Annotated in this window: 13 protein-coding genes and 3 tRNA genes; 11 read left to right on the top strand and 5 right to left on the bottom strand. The window is 34.3% G+C overall.

All coding sequences use genetic code 11. The features are described 5' to 3' along the window. Positions 1–100 precede the first annotated feature (100 nt). Positions 101–3,586, top strand: coding sequence for a glycosyltransferase family 117 protein (locus tag BW983_RS13700; protein WP_076552467.1), 3,486 nt, complete (start codon positions 101–103; stop codon positions 3,584–3,586). A gap of 280 nt (positions 3,587–3,866) precedes the next feature. On the opposite strand, the gene BW983_RS13690 is transcribed toward BW983_RS13700, so the two are convergent. After that, positions 3,867–4,679: a helix-turn-helix domain-containing protein gene (locus tag BW983_RS13690; RefSeq protein ID WP_076552465.1), complete on the bottom strand. Its 813-nt coding sequence runs from the start codon at positions 4,677–4,679 to the stop codon at positions 3,867–3,869. A gap of 131 nt (positions 4,680–4,810) precedes the next feature. Between BW983_RS13690 and BW983_RS13685 the strand changes: the two genes are divergently transcribed. The 5 genes from BW983_RS13685 (at position 4,811) to BW983_RS13665 (ending at position 10,710) form a co-directional block, all read left to right on the top strand. Then, complete coding sequence (locus BW983_RS13685; RefSeq protein WP_076552464.1) at positions 4,811–6,133, top strand: TolC family protein; 1,323 nt, start codon at positions 4,811–4,813, stop codon at positions 6,131–6,133. Between the two features lie 4 nt (positions 6,134–6,137). Beyond that, positions 6,138–7,196: an HlyD family secretion protein gene (locus tag BW983_RS13680; RefSeq protein WP_076552463.1), complete on the top strand. Its 1,059-nt coding sequence runs from the start codon at positions 6,138–6,140 to the stop codon at positions 7,194–7,196. Then, positions 7,196–8,788: an efflux MFS transporter permease gene (locus BW983_RS13675; RefSeq protein ID WP_076552462.1), complete on the top strand. Its 1,593-nt coding sequence runs from the start codon at positions 7,196–7,198 to the stop codon at positions 8,786–8,788. The genes BW983_RS13680 and BW983_RS13675 overlap by 1 nt, the downstream gene beginning before the upstream one ends. A gap of 218 nt (positions 8,789–9,006) precedes the next feature. After that, complete coding sequence (locus tag BW983_RS13670) at positions 9,007–9,993, top strand: GlxA family transcriptional regulator (protein WP_076552461.1); 987 nt, start codon at positions 9,007–9,009, stop codon at positions 9,991–9,993. Between the two features lie 102 nt (positions 9,994–10,095). After that, on the top strand, positions 10,096–10,710 hold the full coding sequence (locus BW983_RS13665; RefSeq protein WP_076552460.1) for a DJ-1/PfpI family protein: 615 nt from the start codon (positions 10,096–10,098) through the stop codon (positions 10,708–10,710). Positions 10,711–10,793: 83 nt separating this feature from the next. Here the strand turns inward: BW983_RS13665 and BW983_RS13660 are convergent, their stop codons facing one another. After that, the gene (locus BW983_RS13660) at positions 10,794–11,828 is read right to left on the bottom strand and encodes a S66 family peptidase (protein ID WP_076552459.1); all 1,035 of its coding nucleotides are present in this window, start codon (positions 11,826–11,828) and stop codon (positions 10,794–10,796) included. A 412-nt stretch (positions 11,829–12,240) separates the two neighbouring features. Here BW983_RS13660 and BW983_RS13655 point away from each other — a divergent pair. The 3 genes from BW983_RS13655 to BW983_RS13645 all read left to right on the top strand — a co-directional run bounded on the left by BW983_RS13655 (position 12,241) and on the right by BW983_RS13645 (position 12,610). Beyond that, positions 12,241–12,313 (top strand) — tRNA-Lys (locus tag BW983_RS13655). Positions 12,314–12,389: 76 nt separating this feature from the next. Further along, positions 12,390–12,462 (top strand) — tRNA-Lys (locus BW983_RS13650). A gap of 75 nt (positions 12,463–12,537) precedes the next feature. Continuing rightward, positions 12,538–12,610: transfer RNA gene (locus tag BW983_RS13645), tRNA-Lys, on the top strand. A gap of 39 nt (positions 12,611–12,649) precedes the next feature. On the opposite strand, the gene BW983_RS13640 is transcribed toward BW983_RS13645, so the two are convergent. Then, complete coding sequence (locus BW983_RS13640) at positions 12,650–13,126, bottom strand: GNAT family N-acetyltransferase (RefSeq protein ID WP_076552458.1); 477 nt, start codon at positions 13,124–13,126, stop codon at positions 12,650–12,652. Between the two features lie 349 nt (positions 13,127–13,475). Between BW983_RS13640 and BW983_RS23870 the strand changes: the two genes are divergently transcribed. After that, positions 13,476–14,918, top strand: a complete 1,443-nt coding sequence (locus BW983_RS23870) for a helix-turn-helix transcriptional regulator (protein ID WP_139329278.1) — start codon at positions 13,476–13,478, stop codon at positions 14,916–14,918. 109 nt (positions 14,919–15,027) lie between these two features. Further along, complete coding sequence (locus BW983_RS23725; RefSeq protein WP_084184494.1) at positions 15,028–16,455, top strand: tetratricopeptide repeat protein; 1,428 nt, start codon at positions 15,028–15,030, stop codon at positions 16,453–16,455. 670 nt (positions 16,456–17,125) lie between these two features. Here the strand turns inward: BW983_RS23725 and BW983_RS13625 are convergent. Then, the gene (locus BW983_RS13625; RefSeq protein WP_076552457.1) at positions 17,126–18,289 is read right to left on the bottom strand and encodes an FAD-dependent oxidoreductase; all 1,164 of its coding nucleotides are present in this window, start codon (positions 18,287–18,289) and stop codon (positions 17,126–17,128) included. 25 nt (positions 18,290–18,314) lie between these two features. Then, a complete protein-coding gene (locus tag BW983_RS13620) occupies positions 18,315–19,070 on the bottom strand; it encodes a helix-turn-helix domain-containing protein (RefSeq protein ID WP_076552456.1) in 756 nt (251 codons plus the stop codon). Positions 19,071–19,461 lie beyond the last annotated feature (391 nt).

Genomic DNA, 19,461 nt, shown 5'->3' with positions numbered 1-19,461 from the left:
GTTAAATCTCATAACGTTCATTCTTATTAAAAAAAATCATCATTTTATGTAATAGATTCTCTTTTTCAGTTGTCTTACTGATATTATTGGAAAATATTATATGAAAAATTGGTCTTTTAAACAATGGAACACCGTTATTGGGTGGTTCCTTTTTGCTATTGCATTCATTACCTATCTCTCAACGATAGAACATTTTCTGAGTTTTTGGGATTGTGGTGAGTATATTTCTTCAGCATCCAAACTCGAAGTAACACATGCTCCCGGAGCCGCTTTATTTCAGATTGTGGGAGCAGTAGCCAGTATATTTGCATTGGGAAACAGTAGCAATTATTCTATAGTGATCAATGCTATGTCTGCGTTGTTCAGTGCATTTACGATTTTGTTTTTGTTCTGGACCATTACTCATTTGTTCAGAAGGCTTTTAAATAAAAATTCAGAAGAGATTACCAAGCATCAGGAAATTTCAATTCTTTTTGCAGGTGCTATTGGTGCCTTATGCTTTACATTTTCGGATACCTTTTGGTTTTCTGCGGTAGAAGGGGAAGTGTATTCAATGGCATCTCTGTTTATTGCACTTTTACTCTGGCTGATTACCAAATGGGAAAATGAATATCAGGCTGTAGATAACGAAAGATGGATTATTCTTATATTCTTTATTATAGGGCTTTCAGTAGGAGTACATATGATGTGTATGCTGACAATTCCGGCAATATGTCTGATATATTATGCGAGAAACTACTCATTTACCTGGAAGAGTTTTATTGCCGCCAATCTTATAACACTTGGAGTTCTGGCATTTGTTTTTAAACTTATTTTTCCTCTGATCATGACAATGTTCGGAAGATTAGAAATTTTCTTTGTAAACGGTTTGGGAATGCCTTTCCATTCAGGAACGGTTGTCGCATTTATTCTAATGGTGATGATTAGTTTCTTTCTCATTAAACATGCCAGAAAAACAAAAAAAAATATTTACCAAACCATTGTTTTATCTGTCGTATATATGATTATTGGCTTTTCCTGCTGGATGGTGATTCCGATCAGAGCAAATGCTAATCCACCAATGAACCTTAATGATCCTGATACCGCTATCGGGATGAAAGATTATTACAACAGAGAACAGTACGGAGACTGGCCTACAACCTACGGGCAAAATTATACAGCTGCTCTTGACAGAAAAGGGCTGGAAAAAAATGAAGACGGAAGCTATAAGAGGCAAATAACCGGGGAAATGTATGAAAAGGATGAAAAAACCAGAACATACAGAAAAACAGGAGAAAGGTTTAATTACGTTTACAATAAATCTCATATAAGCTTTATGCCCAGAATGTTTAGTGAGGATAAAGAGGTAATGGCGAATTATATTTCGATGTACGGAGCTCCGGATTTTACATTCAATTATGATAATGAAGATATAGCTGATAATCCCCAGGCAAAGCAGATTTTTGATGAACTAAGAGCAAAATATGAAGATGATTCCATTACAGTTGACGATTATATGAAGGTGAAACCCTACGATCTTATCAACGTACAAAGACCTTCATTTGCACAGAATATGGATTACTTTTTTTCCTTTCAGAATGGGTACTACTTTGTAAGATATCTGATGTGGAACTTTGTAGGAAGACAGAACGATCTTCAGGGACATATGGAAAATACCAATGGAAACTGGATTTCCGGATTTTCTTTTATTGATGATGCTTTACTAGGGAATCAGGATCATATGCCGGCTAAATTTAAGAATGAAAGTACGGTGGTATTTTTCTTTTTACCACTCATTTTAGGGCTTATAGGCTTCTTTTTTCACTTAAACAGAGATTTTGGGAGATTCTATGCACTTTTATCATTATTTATTGTAACCAGTGTGGGGATTGTTTTCTATACAGGTGTAAAACCCTTTGAAGTAAGGGAAAGAGATTATGCAATGGTGGGATCATTCTATGCTTTTGCCATTTGGATCGGATTGGGTGCGGGAAGTATTCTATGGTTCATTCAATCTAAAATTAAATCCAATATTGCCAATATTGGACTTGGGGGAATTCTGCTGGGAATACCTTTTATGATGGGCTTTCAGAACTATGTTTCACATGACCGAAGCAAAAAATCCGCAGCTTATGATTCTGCCTATTCGTTTCTTGCCTCCTTACCTAAAAACGGTATTATTTTCACTTATGCCGATAATGATACCTATCCGGTTTGGGGTCTTCAGGAAACCGAAAGATTCAGAGATGATGTGAAAACGGTGAATTTCACCCTGCTTGCTACTCCATGGAATATAGATCAGGTAAAAAGAAAAACGTACAATGCGGTGGCAATTCCCGGGGAATTAACCCATGAGGAGTACAGAGATGGAGTAAATGATCAGGTATACGTGATGAAAAAAGAAGACTGGGAAGGAATGTTTGCCATGCTAAAAGATCAAGGTGCTCCGGATACCGAGTTTCAGGAATTCAAAAAATTCCTTACTCAGGATTCGATGACAGTAAAAGAAGCTCTTCAATTTTTAAAATATAAATCACCGGCTAAAGACGAGCTGTTGAAAATGTATTTTGGAGACAAAGAATATGAAAAGTATAATATCATTCCGGTACATAAATTTGTTCTTCCTGTGAATAAAGAGAATGCCGTGAAATCAGGAATCATTAACCCTTCTGATATTCAGAATACGGTGGATCAGATTACCATTAACTATGAAGCGAATACTCTTTATAAAAGTCATCTTATCATGCTGGATGTATTAGCAAATTTTGATTGGAAGCGCCCGATAAACTTCTCTTCAGCTGGGATCTATGACAGTCAGAATTTATTTTACCTTGATGAGTATCTGCAGTTTGACGGATTCAGTTACAGGCTGATCCCTATTCGTACTCCTCAAAGCCCGGATGGCGATAAAGGCAGGGTAGATGCTATTTCACTTTACAATGTTGTAAAAAACTATAAATGGGGAAATTTTAAGGATTTGAATATTCATTATGATGAAACTGCAACTTCCAATATCATAAGCTACAGAATGTCTGTAAGCAGAGCTGTTTCAGCACTTGTTCTCAAAGGAGAAAATGCAAAAGCAAAAGAACTTTTAGATCTTGTTGCAAAGGAAATTCCTGCTGAAAAATATAATGATCCCCGTTCGTTAAGCTCCATTGTAACAGGATATATTGTTGCCGGGGAAGAGCAAAAAGGGCTTCAGCTGGCGGAAAATTTAAAGAAAGGAATATTTGAAGAATATGATTATTACCTTAAGCTTTCCCCGGAATTTCAGGCAAGAGCCAGAAGACAGATGAGACCAAAACCTATGGAATATGCCCTTGTTGTTGCTGGTGTTACTGATGCTTACAGACTATTAGGACAAAACGATAAGGCAAAAACTTACCTGTTGAAATCCATAGAGCCGATTGATAAAAAATTCAATGTTTTTATGAAAGAACTTCAACAAATGGGTAAAGAAAAAGCAACAAAAGAATCAGAAAAAGTTCAGAGAATCACTCCTTTTTATCAATATCTATTTAATGTAATGGAACCTTTTGATTCTGCATATTCAAAAAAGAAAGAAGAACAGATTACCAGCTCCATTATAAAAGCAGTACAGTAATTTAAAAAAATAAGTCATTCAAGCAGATAAGGGAATAGAAAGAGGTTTTTGTTTTATATAGTTTCGTCATAAAATCACATGATTTTACCTCCTTTTATACCTTTCTGCTTAATGGTTTTTAAAAACATTTACGAACTAATAAGGTTGTTTAAATTTTTAAGGTTCAGGATAGTAGGTGTTTTTATTAAGCATTCATTTAAGTTTATAAAATCAAAAGCATTCGTGAATTCGTGGCAAAAAATATCCGCAGCAAAAAACTCACATACCATAATCTTTCCGATCAAATAGAAGGAGAACGAAACGCCTTACTACTTTTCCTTAAATCCGAAGGTCTGGATTGCGTAAATTCATGAAAAGTATCACTAAACGCACTGATCGAACTGTACCCAACATCGTCTGCTATTTCATTAATTGCCTTATCAGTATTTAAAAGCAGCTCAATAGCTTTAATGATTCTTAACGTTTTCAAATACTGAAGAAACGAAATATTCATATCTGCTTTAAAAAGACGTGACATAGAACGTTCACTCAACCCGAATCTGGCACTTACATTAGAAAGCGTAAGTTTTTCCCCAATATTCCATTCAAGATAGGAAACAATTTTCATCATCTGCTTATTATGTGTAGCAGGAAGGATGATCGGTAAAGGCTGTTTATGAGTCTTAGGTAAAATCTTTTTTAAAGCTACAAGAAACTCAAAATTCTCATCTTTTTCCGTCACATGTTTTTCATCCCACATTTCTGTGTATTTAATCATTTGGATTAAAAGTTCTGATGCCGGATAAATTCCAAGCTTACCATAAAAAGGATCTGAAACATCATCATAAGCATAAAAATAGAGAGAACGGAGAACAGTAGCTGTATGTCCGATTTCAAGAATATGCTCCATGCCTTGTGGTATCCAGAAGAAATGTCTGGCTGGCACTACATAGGTTCGGTTGTCTATTGTGATATAAGCAATACCGCCTTCTACATAGCTTAACTGTCCCTTCGTATGTTTATGAAAAGGTATCAGTTTCTCTGATTTTTCGTGCATGACAAACACACTTTTGTCGTGTTTATCGATATCCGGAAGTGCTGCAATTAACCCCATAAAAAACTTCGTAAATAATGAAAATGCAAATATAATCATTTGGCTGGAATCATGTAAAAGTTGACTATTTTAGGTAAAAATAATATCAGGATTGAGAATAAATTTGCAGTGCAATAATTCGAAAAATTCAAATGAAAATTTATGTCACCGGACTGCTGATGCTGGGAGCTTCCTACACAATATCAGCCCAGACAGGCAGTCCAAGCAATGATACCATCCGAATCTCCCTAAAAGACGCATGGCAAAGAGCTGAAGAAAACAGCCGTCATATTAAGATCAAAACCATCAATGTAGACATCGCAGAAGCCGAAGTAAAAGACGCCAAAAGAGAACGTCTTCCGGAAATAGAAGTAAAAGGTTCTGCAGAAAAAGCCTCCAACATTCCCATCTACGAAAACGGTATCTTTTCCAAACCTACCCAGCATGAAGTAATTCATACCCTTTACAGAGCGGGAGCAGATTTTTACCTTAATATTTACAACGGAAATAAATTAAATCTTAAGATCAAAGAAAATCAAACCCTTCAAAAGATAAAAAATATTCAGAAAGAGCAATCTGTTTCTGATATCCATTACAAAACAGCAGCACTTTATCTTGAATTACAGAAAACGTTAATCTTCAGAGACCTTATCAAACAGGATATTGAAGATCAAAAGACACAGCTTAAAGAAATACAGGCTTTATATAAAAATGGAGTAGTACTGAAAAGTGATGTTTTAAGAATAGATCTTGAGCTTTCCAAACGTAAAATGACTTTGATTACTATTGAAAATGATATTCTTATCGTAACTCAGAAGCTGAATATTATTCTTGGTGTTCCGGACGAACAGGTGGTAATTCCTGAAACTCCTTTGAGCCAATGGAATGAAAATACAACGTATGCAGAGTATTTGAAACTGGCGCTGGATCACTCTTTCGATTATCATGTTTCCGAACAACAAACGGAATTGAGTATAATCAAACTGAAACAGGTAAAAGCCAATGTGCGTCCTAAAGTTGGGATGTACGGAGAATTTTATTATGCCAATCCGCAGATATTCCTTTATCCTTATAACCCTTATTGGTATTCATTGGGAATTGTAGGAATTAAAGCTTCATTTTCTATTTCCTCTCTTTACCACAATACTCAGAAAGTAAAAGCAGCCGCACTGGAATTTGAAAAAGAAGAAGAAGTACATAAAGACACGGAAGATAAAGTGAGACAACAGGTAAAAGAAGCTTATCTGCGTTATCAGGAAGCTCTTGAGCAGATAAAAGTGGCAGAAACGAATGTTGCCCAGGCAAAAGAAAATGCACGTATCATTAAAAATACTTACTTCAATCAGACCTCTCTTATAACAGAATTGCTGGATGCTGATATACAGTTTCTTCAGACAAAATTCGAATTGGAGGCAGCAAAGATCATGGCACAAAACAATTATTATTTACTACAAAATATCACAGGCGTTTTATAATACAATGAAAAAAAAATATACCCCCACTGACAGACTGATCACAAAGATCACAGGATGGATTTCAGTTTTAATCGTTGCCGCACTTGCTGTCTGGGGCGGTTTTACCTTAAAGAATTATTATAGATATGAACAAACCAATGATGCTCAGATACAGGAATACGTAAATCCAGTGATCTCAAGAGCCGGAGGTTTCATTGTTGCTGTAAAATTTGAGGAAAACCAGGAAGTGAAAAAAGGAGATACCCTTTTACTGATCGATAACCGTGAATACGTTCTTCAGCAAAAACAAACACAGGCAGCTCTTCAGAAAGCCCGTGCTGAGCTAAAGGTTCTAGAAAGCAATACCGGAACCACAGAAAAAGAAGCCGCAGCAGCACAGGCACAGGTAGATGCCAATAAAGCAAAAGTATGGAAGCAACAGCTTGATTATAATCGCTATAAGAAGCTTTATGACGAAGAATCTGCCACAAAACAAAGACTTGAAGATGTAAAAGCAACGTTGGATGTCAATGAAAGTGACTATCAGTCTTCTCAGGATAAATACGCCGCTTCCGTATCAAAAATAAATGATATTCAGGCAGAAAAAACAGTTGTACGTGCAGAAGTTGCAAGACTTGAAGCTTTATTAGACCGCCATAAACTGGATGTAAGCTATACCGCTGTAGTAGCGTCGTATGATGGAAGAATGGGACGAAGAACTGTTGAGATAGGACAAATGATTGATGCCGGAGAAACCCTTGCCTTTATCGTTAACAATGAAACAGACAAATGGGTGATTGCCAATTATAAAGAAACCCAGATTAAAGATATGCATGTGGGAGATCGTGTAAAAATTGTGGCGGATTCCTATCCTGACAGAGAATTTCAGGGAACAATTATTTCATTATCACCAGCTACAGGTTCCAGTTTCTCATTATTACCTCCGGACAACTCTACAGGAAACTATGTGAAAATTGTACAGCGTATTCCCGTGAGAATCAAAGTGGAAGGAAAAAGAAAAGACATTGACGTTCTAAAAATGGGAATGAACGTAAATGTATACGCCAATAAAAAACACTCCTAATGGCTAAAAGACAAATGCCTTACTTCAAAAGATGGGCTCCGGAATGGCTGGTGAAAATTATTCTTTTCTCCATGACACTGCCCGGAATCATCATATTCTTTCTGCCATTATCCAATGTGAATGCGGCGGCAGGATATTATGGAAGTGAGCCGGCTGATATCCAGTTTTCCGTAGCACTATTTTATGCAGGATATGTAGGTTTTTACAGTCTGGAAAGAAGGTTTTTCAGCTTTCTTGCCGCTAAAGAATACTTTCTATTATTTACAACATTACAGATCGTAGCGTGTCTGATATGTTATTTTACCCATGAGATCTACGTCCTCTTTCCGATACGTTTCATTCAGGGAATGTTATTTGCAGGAAATGTCAACCTTTCACTTACTTTGATTTTTACTCGCTTGAGCAGTGAAAGAGGACGGGAGATCAGTTTTTCAGTGTTTTTCGGTATTCTTTTATGTGCGTTGCCATTTAATAACCTGATCACAGCAGATCTCATAGACTCGTATAATTTTAATATTGTCTATAAAACTGCGATCTTTTCATATTTACCGGGGCTTATTTTTTTAACACTGGCGATGAGTAATTACAGAACGCATGCAAGATTTCATTTATATAAGCTGGATTGGCAAAGTTTTGCAGTGTTCAGTACGATTCTGGTGCTTGTAGGCTATATTACCATTTTCGGGCAGGAATATTATTGGCTGGAAGATCCTCGTATTTTGGGAAGTGTGATAGGAATTATCGCCTTGGCAGGAATATCTGTTGTTCGTCAGAAGTCCATTAAAAGACCTTATATAGACCTGCGGGTTTTCAGCTACAGAAACTTTAAAATAGGTCTGTTGATTCTCTTTGTCATGTATATATGTCGTTTTGCTTCAGGGATTACCAATGCTTTTTTTGCGACAGAACTTCATTTGGATCCGTTTTATATTTCCTATATCAATGTGTTTAATCTTTCAGGATTAATTGTCGGAGTTATCATTGCCTGCTGTATGGTTTTACAGAAAAAAAGAATACAGTATGTCTGGGTTCCCGGATTTCTGATGTTGCTTCTGTTTCATGCATTGATGTATTATTCCTTTGATGTACAGGCAAATGAATTCAATTACTATATTCCGTTATTCCTTCAGGGGCTGGGAGTAGGATTGATCATGGTTCCAACGATTATTTTCATCATATCATCAGTTCCTGCTTCTATCGGTCCATCAGCAGCGGCAACAGCTCTGGCGATACGGTATCTGGGATTCTGTGTAAGCATAGCTTTGATTAATTTCTTTGAACTTTATGAGAAAAGCCGTCATTATAACGCTTTTCAGGATCATTTAAGTGCAGTAGATCCTTTTGTTAAAGACTATCTTCATAAGCAGACATCTAAGCTTACAGCGCGTGGAATGTTGGAGGATCATGCTGTAAAAGCATCAAACAAACTATTAGTAAGCAGAATGAATGTTCAGGATCACGTGCGTTTTGCAATGGATTATTACGAAATAATGGTTTGGCTTCTCGCAGCTTTCCTTTTATTGATCATCCTTTTGCCTTATCTGAACCGTACAGCATTGTACTTAAAATCCCGCAGTTTGTCACCTGCGTAATGAGTTCAGAGTATTTATTTCCGGAATTGCAAAGACTTACAAACGTTTTTTCAGTTCCTACACAAACAAAAAGTATAGCTTTATAGCTAATTTTATAGTGAGAGTGGAAAGACTGTCTTTTTAAGGCAGTCTTTTTTTATGTCCGAAACTGTTCGTTTTTTGTCATTGCAGCCACAAGACATTCTCGGTACCTTTGCATTATACCATTGAGAAAGGATATGCAGGAAAAAAATAATCATAAGAAAAATATAGTACTTTTAGTATTGCCGGAGGTTCAGTTATTGGATGTTGCCGGTCCCACTGATGTTTTTACAGCAGCCAATCTCCTTAATGTCTCTGGATTCGGGTATAAAGTTCATATGGTATCCGGTACTTCAGAAAAAATTATATACTCAAGCTCAGGAATGCCTTTAATTTGTAGTCATACCATTTATGATATTGATTTTCCCATAGACACTTTATTAGTAGCAGGAACAGAACTTAAAGTATTAGGCGAAATCACTTCCGATCTTTATCATTATTTACAAAACAGAATTACAGACGTAAGACGTATTGGATCAGTTTGCGTGGGAGCATTTGTATTGGCAGAAGCCGGACTTTTAAAAGGAAAGCAGGTGACTACCCATTGGAAATATGCAGATATTTTACAGAGAAACTATCCCGATCTGAAAGTAAATATCAATCCATTTTTTATAAAAGATCAGCAAATATACACATCAGGAGGAGTTTCTTCAGGGATTGATCTTGCATTGGCGTTGTTAGAAGAAGACTTTGGAAAACCATTAGCTTCCGAGGTTGCCAAGCATCTTGTACTGCATTTAAAAAGACCTGGAGTACAAACACAATTCGGAAATGCCTTACCTGATTATCAAATGCTATCCTCCTTTACAAAAGAAGTAAGAGACTGGCTTAAAGACAAGCTTGAACAGCCAATCAGTATAGAAAATATTGCTGAATCAATGAATATGAGCGTCAGGAATTTCTCAAGAGTATTTTTAAAAGAATCAGGAATGACACCCGGAAAATTCCTTGAAAAAATGAGGCTTGATCAGGCGAAAAATATGTTGGAATACAATGATATAAGTATTGAACTGGTTGCTGAAAAATGTGGCTTCGGAAGTGTTGTTTCCCTCCGAAGACTATTCTTGAAATATTTATCTCTTTCTCCGGCACAATACCGTAAAAACAGTAAGAGTACAGAATAATTTCTTTTTACTTTTTTGAGTATCAAATAAGGTTGATGAGTATTTATCAACATGCTATTCCTATGTCTTTATCTTAAAATATTAATCTTTAAAAATAGAATTATGAAGCAAGAGCAAAACGACAAAACAATGAATGTCGCATTTTTAATTTACGATCAGGTAGAAGTTCTGGATTTAAACGGTCCTTTGGATGTTTTTGTTAAAGCAAATGTTGTTCGTCCGGGAAGTTATAACTGCTATACCGTTGGACAATCTTCTGAAGCAGTATACACAGAAGCCAATACGATGAAAATTACTCCAACTTATGATGTGAAAACTGTGCCCAAACCAGACATGATAGTCATTCCCGGAGCTAATCCGGATCAAGTGATGAAATATTTACAGAATGATGATTTTCAGGAAACTGTAATGGGTTGGGTAAAGAATTGTTATCATGATAATACCGTTGTTTTTACAATTTGTACCGGAAGTATGCATTTGTCCCGAACAGGTATTTTGGATCATTATGAGATTACAACCCATTCAATGTTATTAGACGCGTTAGAAGAGTACAATCCAAAAAGTATAGTGAACAGAAATATTCGTTTTGTTGATCAGGAAAGATTAATTACCACGGCAGGAATAACGGCAGGAATAGACGGAGCCCTTTATCTGGTTGGAAAACATTACGGGAAAGAGTTGGCAGATACTATTATTGAACTTTTTGAGTATCAATAGAGATCATTTTAGAAACATCCCAGTTACTTTTATAAAATATTTTTCGCGGGCTGTAAGCCCGCGAAAAATATTTACAAGGAAAATTATAAAACTCCACTTTCTAATATTGAAAATGTTTTATCAATGCAATTAATCTCAGCAAGTCTCCCATAAGGAAGTGTGAAAGTAGGGCAGGTATGACCAAAATCCATCTCAGTGATCACAGGAAGATCATATAAACCTTCTTCATCAAGAACTTTCAGCAATTCCGCTTCATACTCTTCAGTATATAAGTTATCATAAGGTCTTCCAAAAATAATTCCTTTAGCATTTTTCAAGATTCCCATGGCTGCATAGTTTCTCAACCACCATCGTACATATTCAGGCTTCGGTTTATCTTCTGATGTCTCAAAAAAGAGAATAGAATCCTTCCATGTTTCCAGATCGGGCCAGTAATCAGTTCCTTTCAGCATTTCCAATACTTCCATACAACCTCCTATTAATGGTCCCTGTACAATAGAGCTCCCTCTTATAAAGCGCCATCCCGTAGATGGAGTTAGTTTTCTTTCGATATCCTGTAGTGAAACATCAAACCAATTAAGGAATTCGGTGGTCCAGCCTTCTTTGTTAGGTTTAATTTGTCCAATGATGTCAGAGGAGAACAGCGTTTTTTTAATATCGTTGATCTGGTAATCATGCATTGCACCGTTTTCTGCAAATCCTACCAATAGAGAAGTACCGTAAAAAGAACTTAAACCAGCTTTAAGACAGATAAAATGAGTCACTGTACTATCGGAAAACCCTAGAAATATCTTAGGGTTGTTTTTAATTACTTCCAAATCAATATACTTTAACATTCGTACACTGTCATCTCCGCCAATATTTGAAATAATAGCCTTTACAGAAGGATTCGAAAAAGCTTCCATAAGATCATTAGCCCTTGCTTCCGGGTTGTTGTAGATCCATTCTGCCGATTGTAAGGCATGTTTTGTTTCGGTAACTTCCAGATTGAAAATTTGGCTCAGACGCTCTTTGCCCTTTAAATACCGATGAGGTAAATCGCCGGCGCCGCCCCAGGACATGGATATGGTTGTTACTTTATCACCACTGACTAATCTTTTTGGAGTAATTAATTTCATAAATATTGAACTATTATAAAAACAGAAAATTGTGATTTGAGATGACTTAACTGTTGAAAAGATAAATCGATAAGAGGCTCTTCCTGCCTATTCCTTCCAAAATTAGAACTTATTTGTAGTAAAAACAAAAAAGGAATTCTAAAAATGATTAGCAAAGGAAAAATATTTTATTCACTATGATACTCGTGAGCATTGATGACAACAGTGATTTTGTCCTTTGAAGATCGGTTTTTACAGAAATTTAAAATTTTAAGTGAAAAAAATAATATTCGTAAATTATTTATAAACAGATGTTTAATTATTTTGATGAAAATTTTACGATAAAAATCTCAAAAAAATTTGGAATTTAAGAGGGTTTTCCTATCTTTGCAGTCCCTTAAACAAAGGGATTTACTTAAAAAAGTAAGTGACCGACTCGGTAGCTCAGCTGGTAGAGCAATACACTTTTAATGTATGGGTCCTGGGTTCGAATCCCAGCCGGGTCACAAATAAAAAAAACTGCATTTCAGTAGTTATTTTATCTCTCTTGAAAAAGAGATTTACTTTGAAAAATAAGTGACCGACTCGGTAGCTCAGCTGGTAGAGCAATACACTTTTAATGTATGGGTCCTGGGTTCGAATCCCAGCCGGGTCACAAATAAAAAAAACTGCATTCAGTAGTTATTTTATCTCTCTTGAAAAAGAGATTTACTTTGAAATATAAGTGACCGACTCGGTAGCTCAGCTGGTAGAGCAATACACTTTTAATGTATGGGTCCTGGGTTCGAATCCCAGCCGGGTCACAAATAAAAGAACGACTATTTCAGTCGTTCTTTTTTGTTTTATCCAATATATTTCATTGCAATAGAGTTCTCAGGATCTGTCTCGTTTACAATTTCCTCAAAACCAATTTTTTTATACAGATGGTATGCCTTGTTATTTTGAAGCGTTACTTCCAGAAAAATTTCAATATCATTAAATCTTTTATTGGCTTCATTAATAATAGAATGAATTAAGCCAGATCCTATATTTTTCCCCTGAAATTCCTTTTTGACATACATCTGATAAATATGACCAATATTATTCTCACTCTTAACAAATACACAGATTCCAATAAGGTTATCTTCTGAAAAAGCACCCAACACAAACCTTTCAAATGATTGTTGCTCTATATCGCTTTCTATTCTGAATTTTTCAATTTTTAATGCTTCATGATAATCTGCACAAAATGATTCTGGAAATTCAAAGAGACTTTCCAAACGAATACTTCTGTAAAGTTTACTTTCCTCAGGCAAGAGATTGCGATAGTTAATATTCATGGTTTATGATGAGTTTCCTGTACTTATGGCATAAAGGTACAAATATATAGGTTGATAAAAGAATTGATTGTAAATGGTAATTCTATTTTCCAATCTTGAAAAATTAATCACAGAATAAATATTCTCTACTTAGTAAAATTCATCATGACTTTTTAAAATTGGAACAGAATTTTCAATAAACAAAATGAGAAATTATGTATATTTATGACAAGAAGTGCTGATAATAGCAGCGGATTGATTAATTTTTTACTGTATTTCTTGAAATATATGTTGAGGTAATTTTAGAATATAGAAATAGAGAAAATTAAATTTGATAATTATTAAAAACAATAAAAAATATTTAAGATCGATGATGGCAATAGTGATGTATACGTTTTGTATATGTCTTTTATTGCTTGTAGTATCTTGTGATCAGTCTTCTCAAAATAAAGAAAGAGAAGAATTTGATATTTCCTTACTCAAGAAAAGTAATGACCTGCAACTTTCAGGGGAATACGAAGCATTTATGGATCTCAATATGACCTATCTGAAGAAGGCAGATAAAATGAATTATCAGGCTGGTAAAGGACTTTGTTATCTTAATATTGCCGGAGTAAATGTCTCAGCCGGAAACTATGAAAAAGCTCTGTTTTTCTTTAATAATGCTGAAAAAGAACTTAAAAATTCAAAAAATAATTACCATAAAGCCCTTTTTTACAATGATTATAGCCTCTATTTTAATCATTTGAAATTATATGATAAAGCTATTAAATGCAACAATAATGCTTTTTACTATATTCATCGTACGGCGAATTCAAAGATAAAGGATAAATTAATTCCCAGAGTTTACATCAATAAAGGAATCTTTTTTGCCTTTAAAGGCTGGATGGGAACCTCATTAAAATCTTTTATTAAGGCTAATGAACTGGAAAATTCCGCATATAGTAATTGTATGCTTGCTCAGTATTACCTGTTCACTCATCAATTACAACAAGCTGCAATATATGTTGGCAAGGCAGATGAAAAAATGCTTAGCCAAAAGACAAGTGATGTGGAATCATTGTGGGTTTATTTTACAATGGGGTATTACTATAATGAGATTAATAATAATAATGATGAAGCAGAGAAAAACCTTAAAAAAGCCCTTGAAATTAATATAAAAACAAAAAGGACGTATTCAACCCATATCGCTGCTGTATATAAATCATTGGCTGAGCTTTATAAAAAGAAAAATGATGGAGGTAAAGCTTACTATTATCTGAAAAACTATATGGAAGAAGAAAACCGGTTGGAAAGTGCTAGGTTTGCCAGTATGAATAAGACAACTGATGATTTTATTTCAGAAATGAAAACAGAATCAGACTGGCAGAAAAGCTATTTGCCTTTACTTATTGCTTTATCTATATTTGTACTGACAGTTTCCGGGGTATATGCACAGAGGATTATAAAGTTACTTCAAATTAAAAAAAGAAACCTTAAGAAAGAAACTGAAGAGTTGAAAACCTCCGTTCATAATAAATTGCTACAGGAGGTGATTGAATTGGCAAAGAAAAATGATTCTTCTTTTTTAATGAAATTCAAGGAATTATATCCTGATTTTATTAATTCTCTGTTAATCATTAATCCGGATCTCGAAAACTCTGAACTTGCTTTTTGTGCGATGTTGAAGCTTGGTTTTTCCTCTAAAGAAATCGCTGATTATACCTTTGTGCAACATCGATCTGTTCAGCAAAAGAAATACAGGATCAGAAAGAGATTGGGCATCCCTGGGGAGGAAGATATTTATGTTTTTTTTGATAACCTAGGTAAATAGTATATAGCAATATCTGTCAAATTTTAATGAATTTGTAACATATTTAAATGTATTTAGTCGTTTTTTAATTATAATTTACATTAAAATTTAGTTTTAACAGGAAAGAACCATGATACGTATTTTTCTTTTCGCATTACTTTTTCTTTTAGGTTCTTGTACACAGGACTCTAAAGAATTTGAAAAATCCTTCGATGTTCCTTTGATGGAAAAGAATGAAGACTTCAGAGTTTCTGGGGAATATGATTCTCTCGTGAGCCTTAATAAGAGGTATTACGCAAAAGCAGATAAGATAGGGTATGAAGAAGGCAAAGCTTTATGTCTTATTAATTTAGCGGTTGTCAATATATCTCTGGAAAACTACAGGAAATCCCAATTTTTCTTTGACGTAGCTAATAGAATCTTAGAAAATTCCAAGAATAATCTTCATAAGGCTATATTTTATGGCAATTATGCAAAATTTAATTACGAACTGCGAAAATATGATAAGTGCCTGGATTATAATAATAAAGCTATAGATTTTATCAAAAATAGCGGAGATACCGATGTAAAGCTGAAAAATAATATACTTTTTAATATTTATATTAAGCAAGGTGTCTTTTATAGTCAGAAAAAACAAACTGAAAAAGCTCTGGAATATTTTCATAATGCTAAAAAACTAGACAATTCAGGGTATGCAGACTGTGCTATAAGTGATTATATCTATATGCATAAAAATATGGATTCTGCTAAAAAGTATGTGACCATTGCTTACAATAAAGCTTTAGAAAACAGAAAAATAGATGGAATTGCTTTGTATGCCAATACTATTATGGGAGAATATTATATTGCTGATAAACAATATGATAAGGCAGAAGTGGTTTTGAAGAAAGCATTAGAAATAGATAGTCATACAAAGCGTATTTATGCCTATTATTCGAAATATATTTATAATGATTTAAGGGTGGTGTACGAAAACACAGGTGATAATGAAAAAGCATACTACTATTTAAATGCTTATACTGAGGCAATTAGTAAAAATAATGCAGCTGCTTTAAAAACCATCAATCAGGATATGGAATCTTTTATGGCAGAAACTGAAATAGCTGCTGAAAACCATAGAAAAAATATACAATGGGTGATCCTTATATCCGTTGCTGTCTTTTTATTATTGGTATTGTATTCGTGGAGAATCATAAAGCTTTTAAGAGAGAGAAAAAATACACTCAGAACAGAATCAGAACAGCTCAAAAATAAGATGAATGATAAGAAGCAGGATGAACTCATAGAGCTGGCGAGAAATAACAATCCTGAGTTCCTGAATCTTTTTAAAGAAGCATATCCTGAGTTTATCCATAAACTTCAATCAATCAATCCTGGGCTGGAAAACTCTGAACTTACTTTCTGTGCTATGTTAAAACTACATTTTACTTCTAAAGAGATTGCTAATTATACTGTTATTCAGCACAGAACCGTACAGCAAAAAAAATACAGAATCCGGAAAAGGCTCAATATTCCGACAGAAACGGATATTTATCAGTTCTTTGATGAATTGTCTTAATTCAAAAAAAAAACTGTCTGAGGCATTACGTCAGACAGTGTTTTCGAATTTTTTTTTTTCACCACCCGGATTTCCTTAGTGGTCTCATGTCAAATTTGAAAATTTTTAATCAAAAGAAGAAAAAAAACGATACTACACATGTACTACAGCTGTATGTTCTGATTTTAACTATCTGTATTTCAGTGTGTTTTATTTTTTCTGTTTTCTTAGAGAATTTCTTTAGATCATGGCTAAATACTAATACTACTTTATATAATTTTTTATTTAAAGTCCAAAATTTTTGAATATTATTTGTGCATACAGACTCTGTACTTTTTATATACAATCTCTTTTAGTTGTTATAGGATATATTTTCAGACATAGAATAATTATCAATACGAATCAATTTTAACTATGTGTAATACAGTTGTTTGTAAGCGTGTTGTATGTGTGTAGTAGGAGGTTTTTTTCTTTTTAAAAGTTTAAAATATAGATTTGTATATCAGTTTTGATCATGATATGATTTATTATTTTCATTGTTATTGATAATTAGGTTAAAAATAATAATAACATCAGGTCAACTAAGAAACAACACAAATGAGTCTCCAAAATCAGGATCTAAAACGGGGAGAAACTAGATTTATTTTTTAGAGGGAAAGTGACTGTCTCAAATTGAGGCAGTCTTTTTTTATCATGATAAGATATGCCCATTGAAAAAGTCCAGCATTGTGGAGAGTGCTGTATCAGAATGCATTCTTTCTCCATTTTCAAAGGATTCCTTTATAGCTTTTGCAGCACGTTTGTGCATTTTCAATTCATATTTAGAAATAGCTTCTTTTAATGTATTGTAGGTATGATCTGTTAAATGTTCACTTAATTCAAGTGCATCAAGCATTGCCATATTAGCTCCTTCACCTGCAAATGGAGGCATAACGTGGGCTGCATCACCTATTAATGTTGAATTAGACATGGTTTTCCATGGCTGATCTAAAGGCATAAAGTAAATAGGGCGGGGAATAAAAGGTGGCAGTGCATTTTCAAAAAGCTCATACCATATTTTATCCCACTCCGGATATTTTGTTTTAAACCACTGAAGAATCATCGTATTATCAGAAAAGTTTAATCCACTATCAATTGCCCAGGTCTCATCAGCTTTAAAACTGGCATAAAAACCAAGATCACCATTGCCTTTTTGTCCCATTAATATGTTTTTACTGTTACCAAACGCCATTATTTTACCACCATTGATCAAAGTATTAATATTTGGTGCATTTTCTTTGGTTACATTTCCTTCAAGCATTATTATTCCAGAATAAACCGGTTGATTATCTGTGAGGTAAGGTCTGATTTTAGAATTAGCTCCATCCGAAGCAATAACAATATCTGCATACATTGATGTTCCGTTTTTAAAATGAAGCAACCAACCTTCATTTTGTGGTTCCATAGATATAAAATGGCTGTTCCATACCACAGTTTCGGGTTTCAGAGATTGTAAAAGCATTTTTCTTAGGGGACCACGATCTATTTCAGGGCGAAAATGTTCTGCTCCAAAATCTTCCTCAGGTTTGGCTTCATGATCACTGAATAGAATTTTAGCCTGTTCATTCATGATGAGTGTTTTATCTGCTCCGGGGCGAAATGTTTTCTTGAATTCTTCTAACAACCCTGCTTTACGTAAGGCTGCAAGTCCTGAATCTTCGTGCATATCAAGAGGTGAGCCCTGCACTCGCGCGTGTTCATTAAAATCCCTTTCATAGACTTTAACATCAGCGTTTTTCAACTGTAAGAGTCTTGCCAGAGTAAGTCCGGCTGGTCCGCCACCAATAATGGCTATTGATTTATTATTTATCAGCATTTTATTTAAATTTTAAAGGACAAAATTACTTGCCTTTTAATACTGATAATAGTACAAATCGGTCGTTTTTATTTTTTGATAATTCTTTGGGTGCAACCCCTGAAAATTTCTTTACTTCTTTTATAAAATGGTTTTGATCTGTGTAATTCAGTTCAGGAAACAGTTTTCCTTGTGCAATATGTTCCAGTGAAGCTCTGAAACGTAAAATGGTACAATAAGCTTTTAATGACAATCCCAGTTGTTTTGTGAAATAGCGATTGATTTGTCTGCTGTTCCAACCTACTTTTTCTGAAAGTTCTTTTACACTCATCTCGCCTTTTGAAGCATAAATAAGATCAAAAAGTTTTAATTTTCTCTCGTCTGTTTTTTCAGGGAGAATTTCTTTTATTTTTTGTGTTGCTTTTTGACAACATAATTCAAAGTTTTGTAAATCATCAACTTTAAAATTCCATAAATCAGGAGAAAGTTCTCTTGCTGTATTGAGTATATCAGCAATAGTTGTATTTAAAATATATTCAACGGCAATAGGTTTAAAACTGATAACAAAAGCAGACGTTTTGGGAGGAATTTGTCGTTCTTCCGGATAGGTTTCAAGCCCAACAAGGGTAACGTGAAAAGGTTCGGAAGGTGAATGCATGAAAAATAAATCAATCCGTCCATCGGGAATGATAACCACTTCCTTAAATTGTTCAGAATCATTATGGAAGGTGCCAAGATTTTCCACAAAGTCTGCAATACTATGATCCGGTTCAATGAAGTGAAACTGAAAATCATGATCCATAATGAAAGAGAGTAATATTCTTTATAGCTATTAAAAGTACAAAAATAGACCTAATCACTGATAGAATATTCTATAAATTAGTTAAGCTAAAAACAATATTCTAAGAACATCAATGAAACGTATTCATTAAAAGTCTTTGTTCTTTTTGATGTTTCATCCTCTCATCAAATAAAAGCAATTTAATATCAATTTCACTTTCAAAATTTTTGCCACTAATGCACGAATTATTTTTATATACAAATCTATGCGGTTTATTTTTTTACCACATAGAATAGAATTTATTGTATAGTAAGTATTAAAAACATATCAAAGAATTCGCGCATTCGTGGCAATTAAAAAAAACAATTTTATAGCAGGTAAAATCCTCGTGTGTTAAGACAGAAACCATCTA

It is taken from the genome of Chryseobacterium ureilyticum (assembly GCF_900156735.1).
In the GTDB taxonomy this organism is placed as follows: domain Bacteria; phylum Bacteroidota; class Bacteroidia; order Flavobacteriales; family Weeksellaceae; genus Chryseobacterium; species Chryseobacterium ureilyticum.
Note: the sequence above shows the minus strand (reverse complement) of the source record. Positions and strands in the feature narration are given on the sequence as shown.

Bases quoted from the DNA above. Each gene is read 5' to 3' on its own strand.
- BW983_RS13680 (WP_076552463.1), top strand. From the start codon at position 6,138: ATGAAAAAAAAATATACCCCCACTGACAGACTGATCACAAAGATCACA.
- BW983_RS13675 (WP_076552462.1), top strand. From the start codon at position 7,196: ATGGCTAAAAGACAAATGCCTTACTTCAAAAGATGGGCTCCGGAATGG.
- BW983_RS13625 (WP_076552457.1), bottom strand. From the start codon at position 18,289: ATGCTGATAAATAATAAATCAATAGCCATTATTGGTGGCGGACCAGCC.
- BW983_RS13685 (WP_076552464.1), top strand. From the start codon at position 4,811: ATGAAAATTTATGTCACCGGACTGCTGATGCTGGGAGCTTCCTACACA.
- BW983_RS13640 (WP_076552458.1), bottom strand. From the start codon at position 13,126: ATGAATATTAACTATCGCAATCTCTTGCCTGAGGAAAGTAAACTTTAC.
- BW983_RS13665 (WP_076552460.1), top strand. From the start codon at position 10,096: ATGAAGCAAGAGCAAAACGACAAAACAATGAATGTCGCATTTTTAATT.
- BW983_RS13700 (WP_076552467.1), top strand. From the start codon at position 101: ATGAAAAATTGGTCTTTTAAACAATGGAACACCGTTATTGGGTGGTTC.
- BW983_RS13660 (WP_076552459.1), bottom strand. From the start codon at position 11,828: ATGAAATTAATTACTCCAAAAAGATTAGTCAGTGGTGATAAAGTAACA.
- BW983_RS23870 (WP_139329278.1), top strand. From the start codon at position 13,476: ATGATGGCAATAGTGATGTATACGTTTTGTATATGTCTTTTATTGCTT.
- BW983_RS13670 (WP_076552461.1), top strand. From the start codon at position 9,007: ATGCAGGAAAAAAATAATCATAAGAAAAATATAGTACTTTTAGTATTG.
- BW983_RS23725 (WP_084184494.1), top strand. From the start codon at position 15,028: ATGATACGTATTTTTCTTTTCGCATTACTTTTTCTTTTAGGTTCTTGT.
- BW983_RS13620 (WP_076552456.1), bottom strand. From the start codon at position 19,070: ATGGATCATGATTTTCAGTTTCACTTCATTGAACCGGATCATAGTATT.
- BW983_RS13690 (WP_076552465.1), bottom strand. From the start codon at position 4,679: ATGGGGTTAATTGCAGCACTTCCGGATATCGATAAACACGACAAAAGT.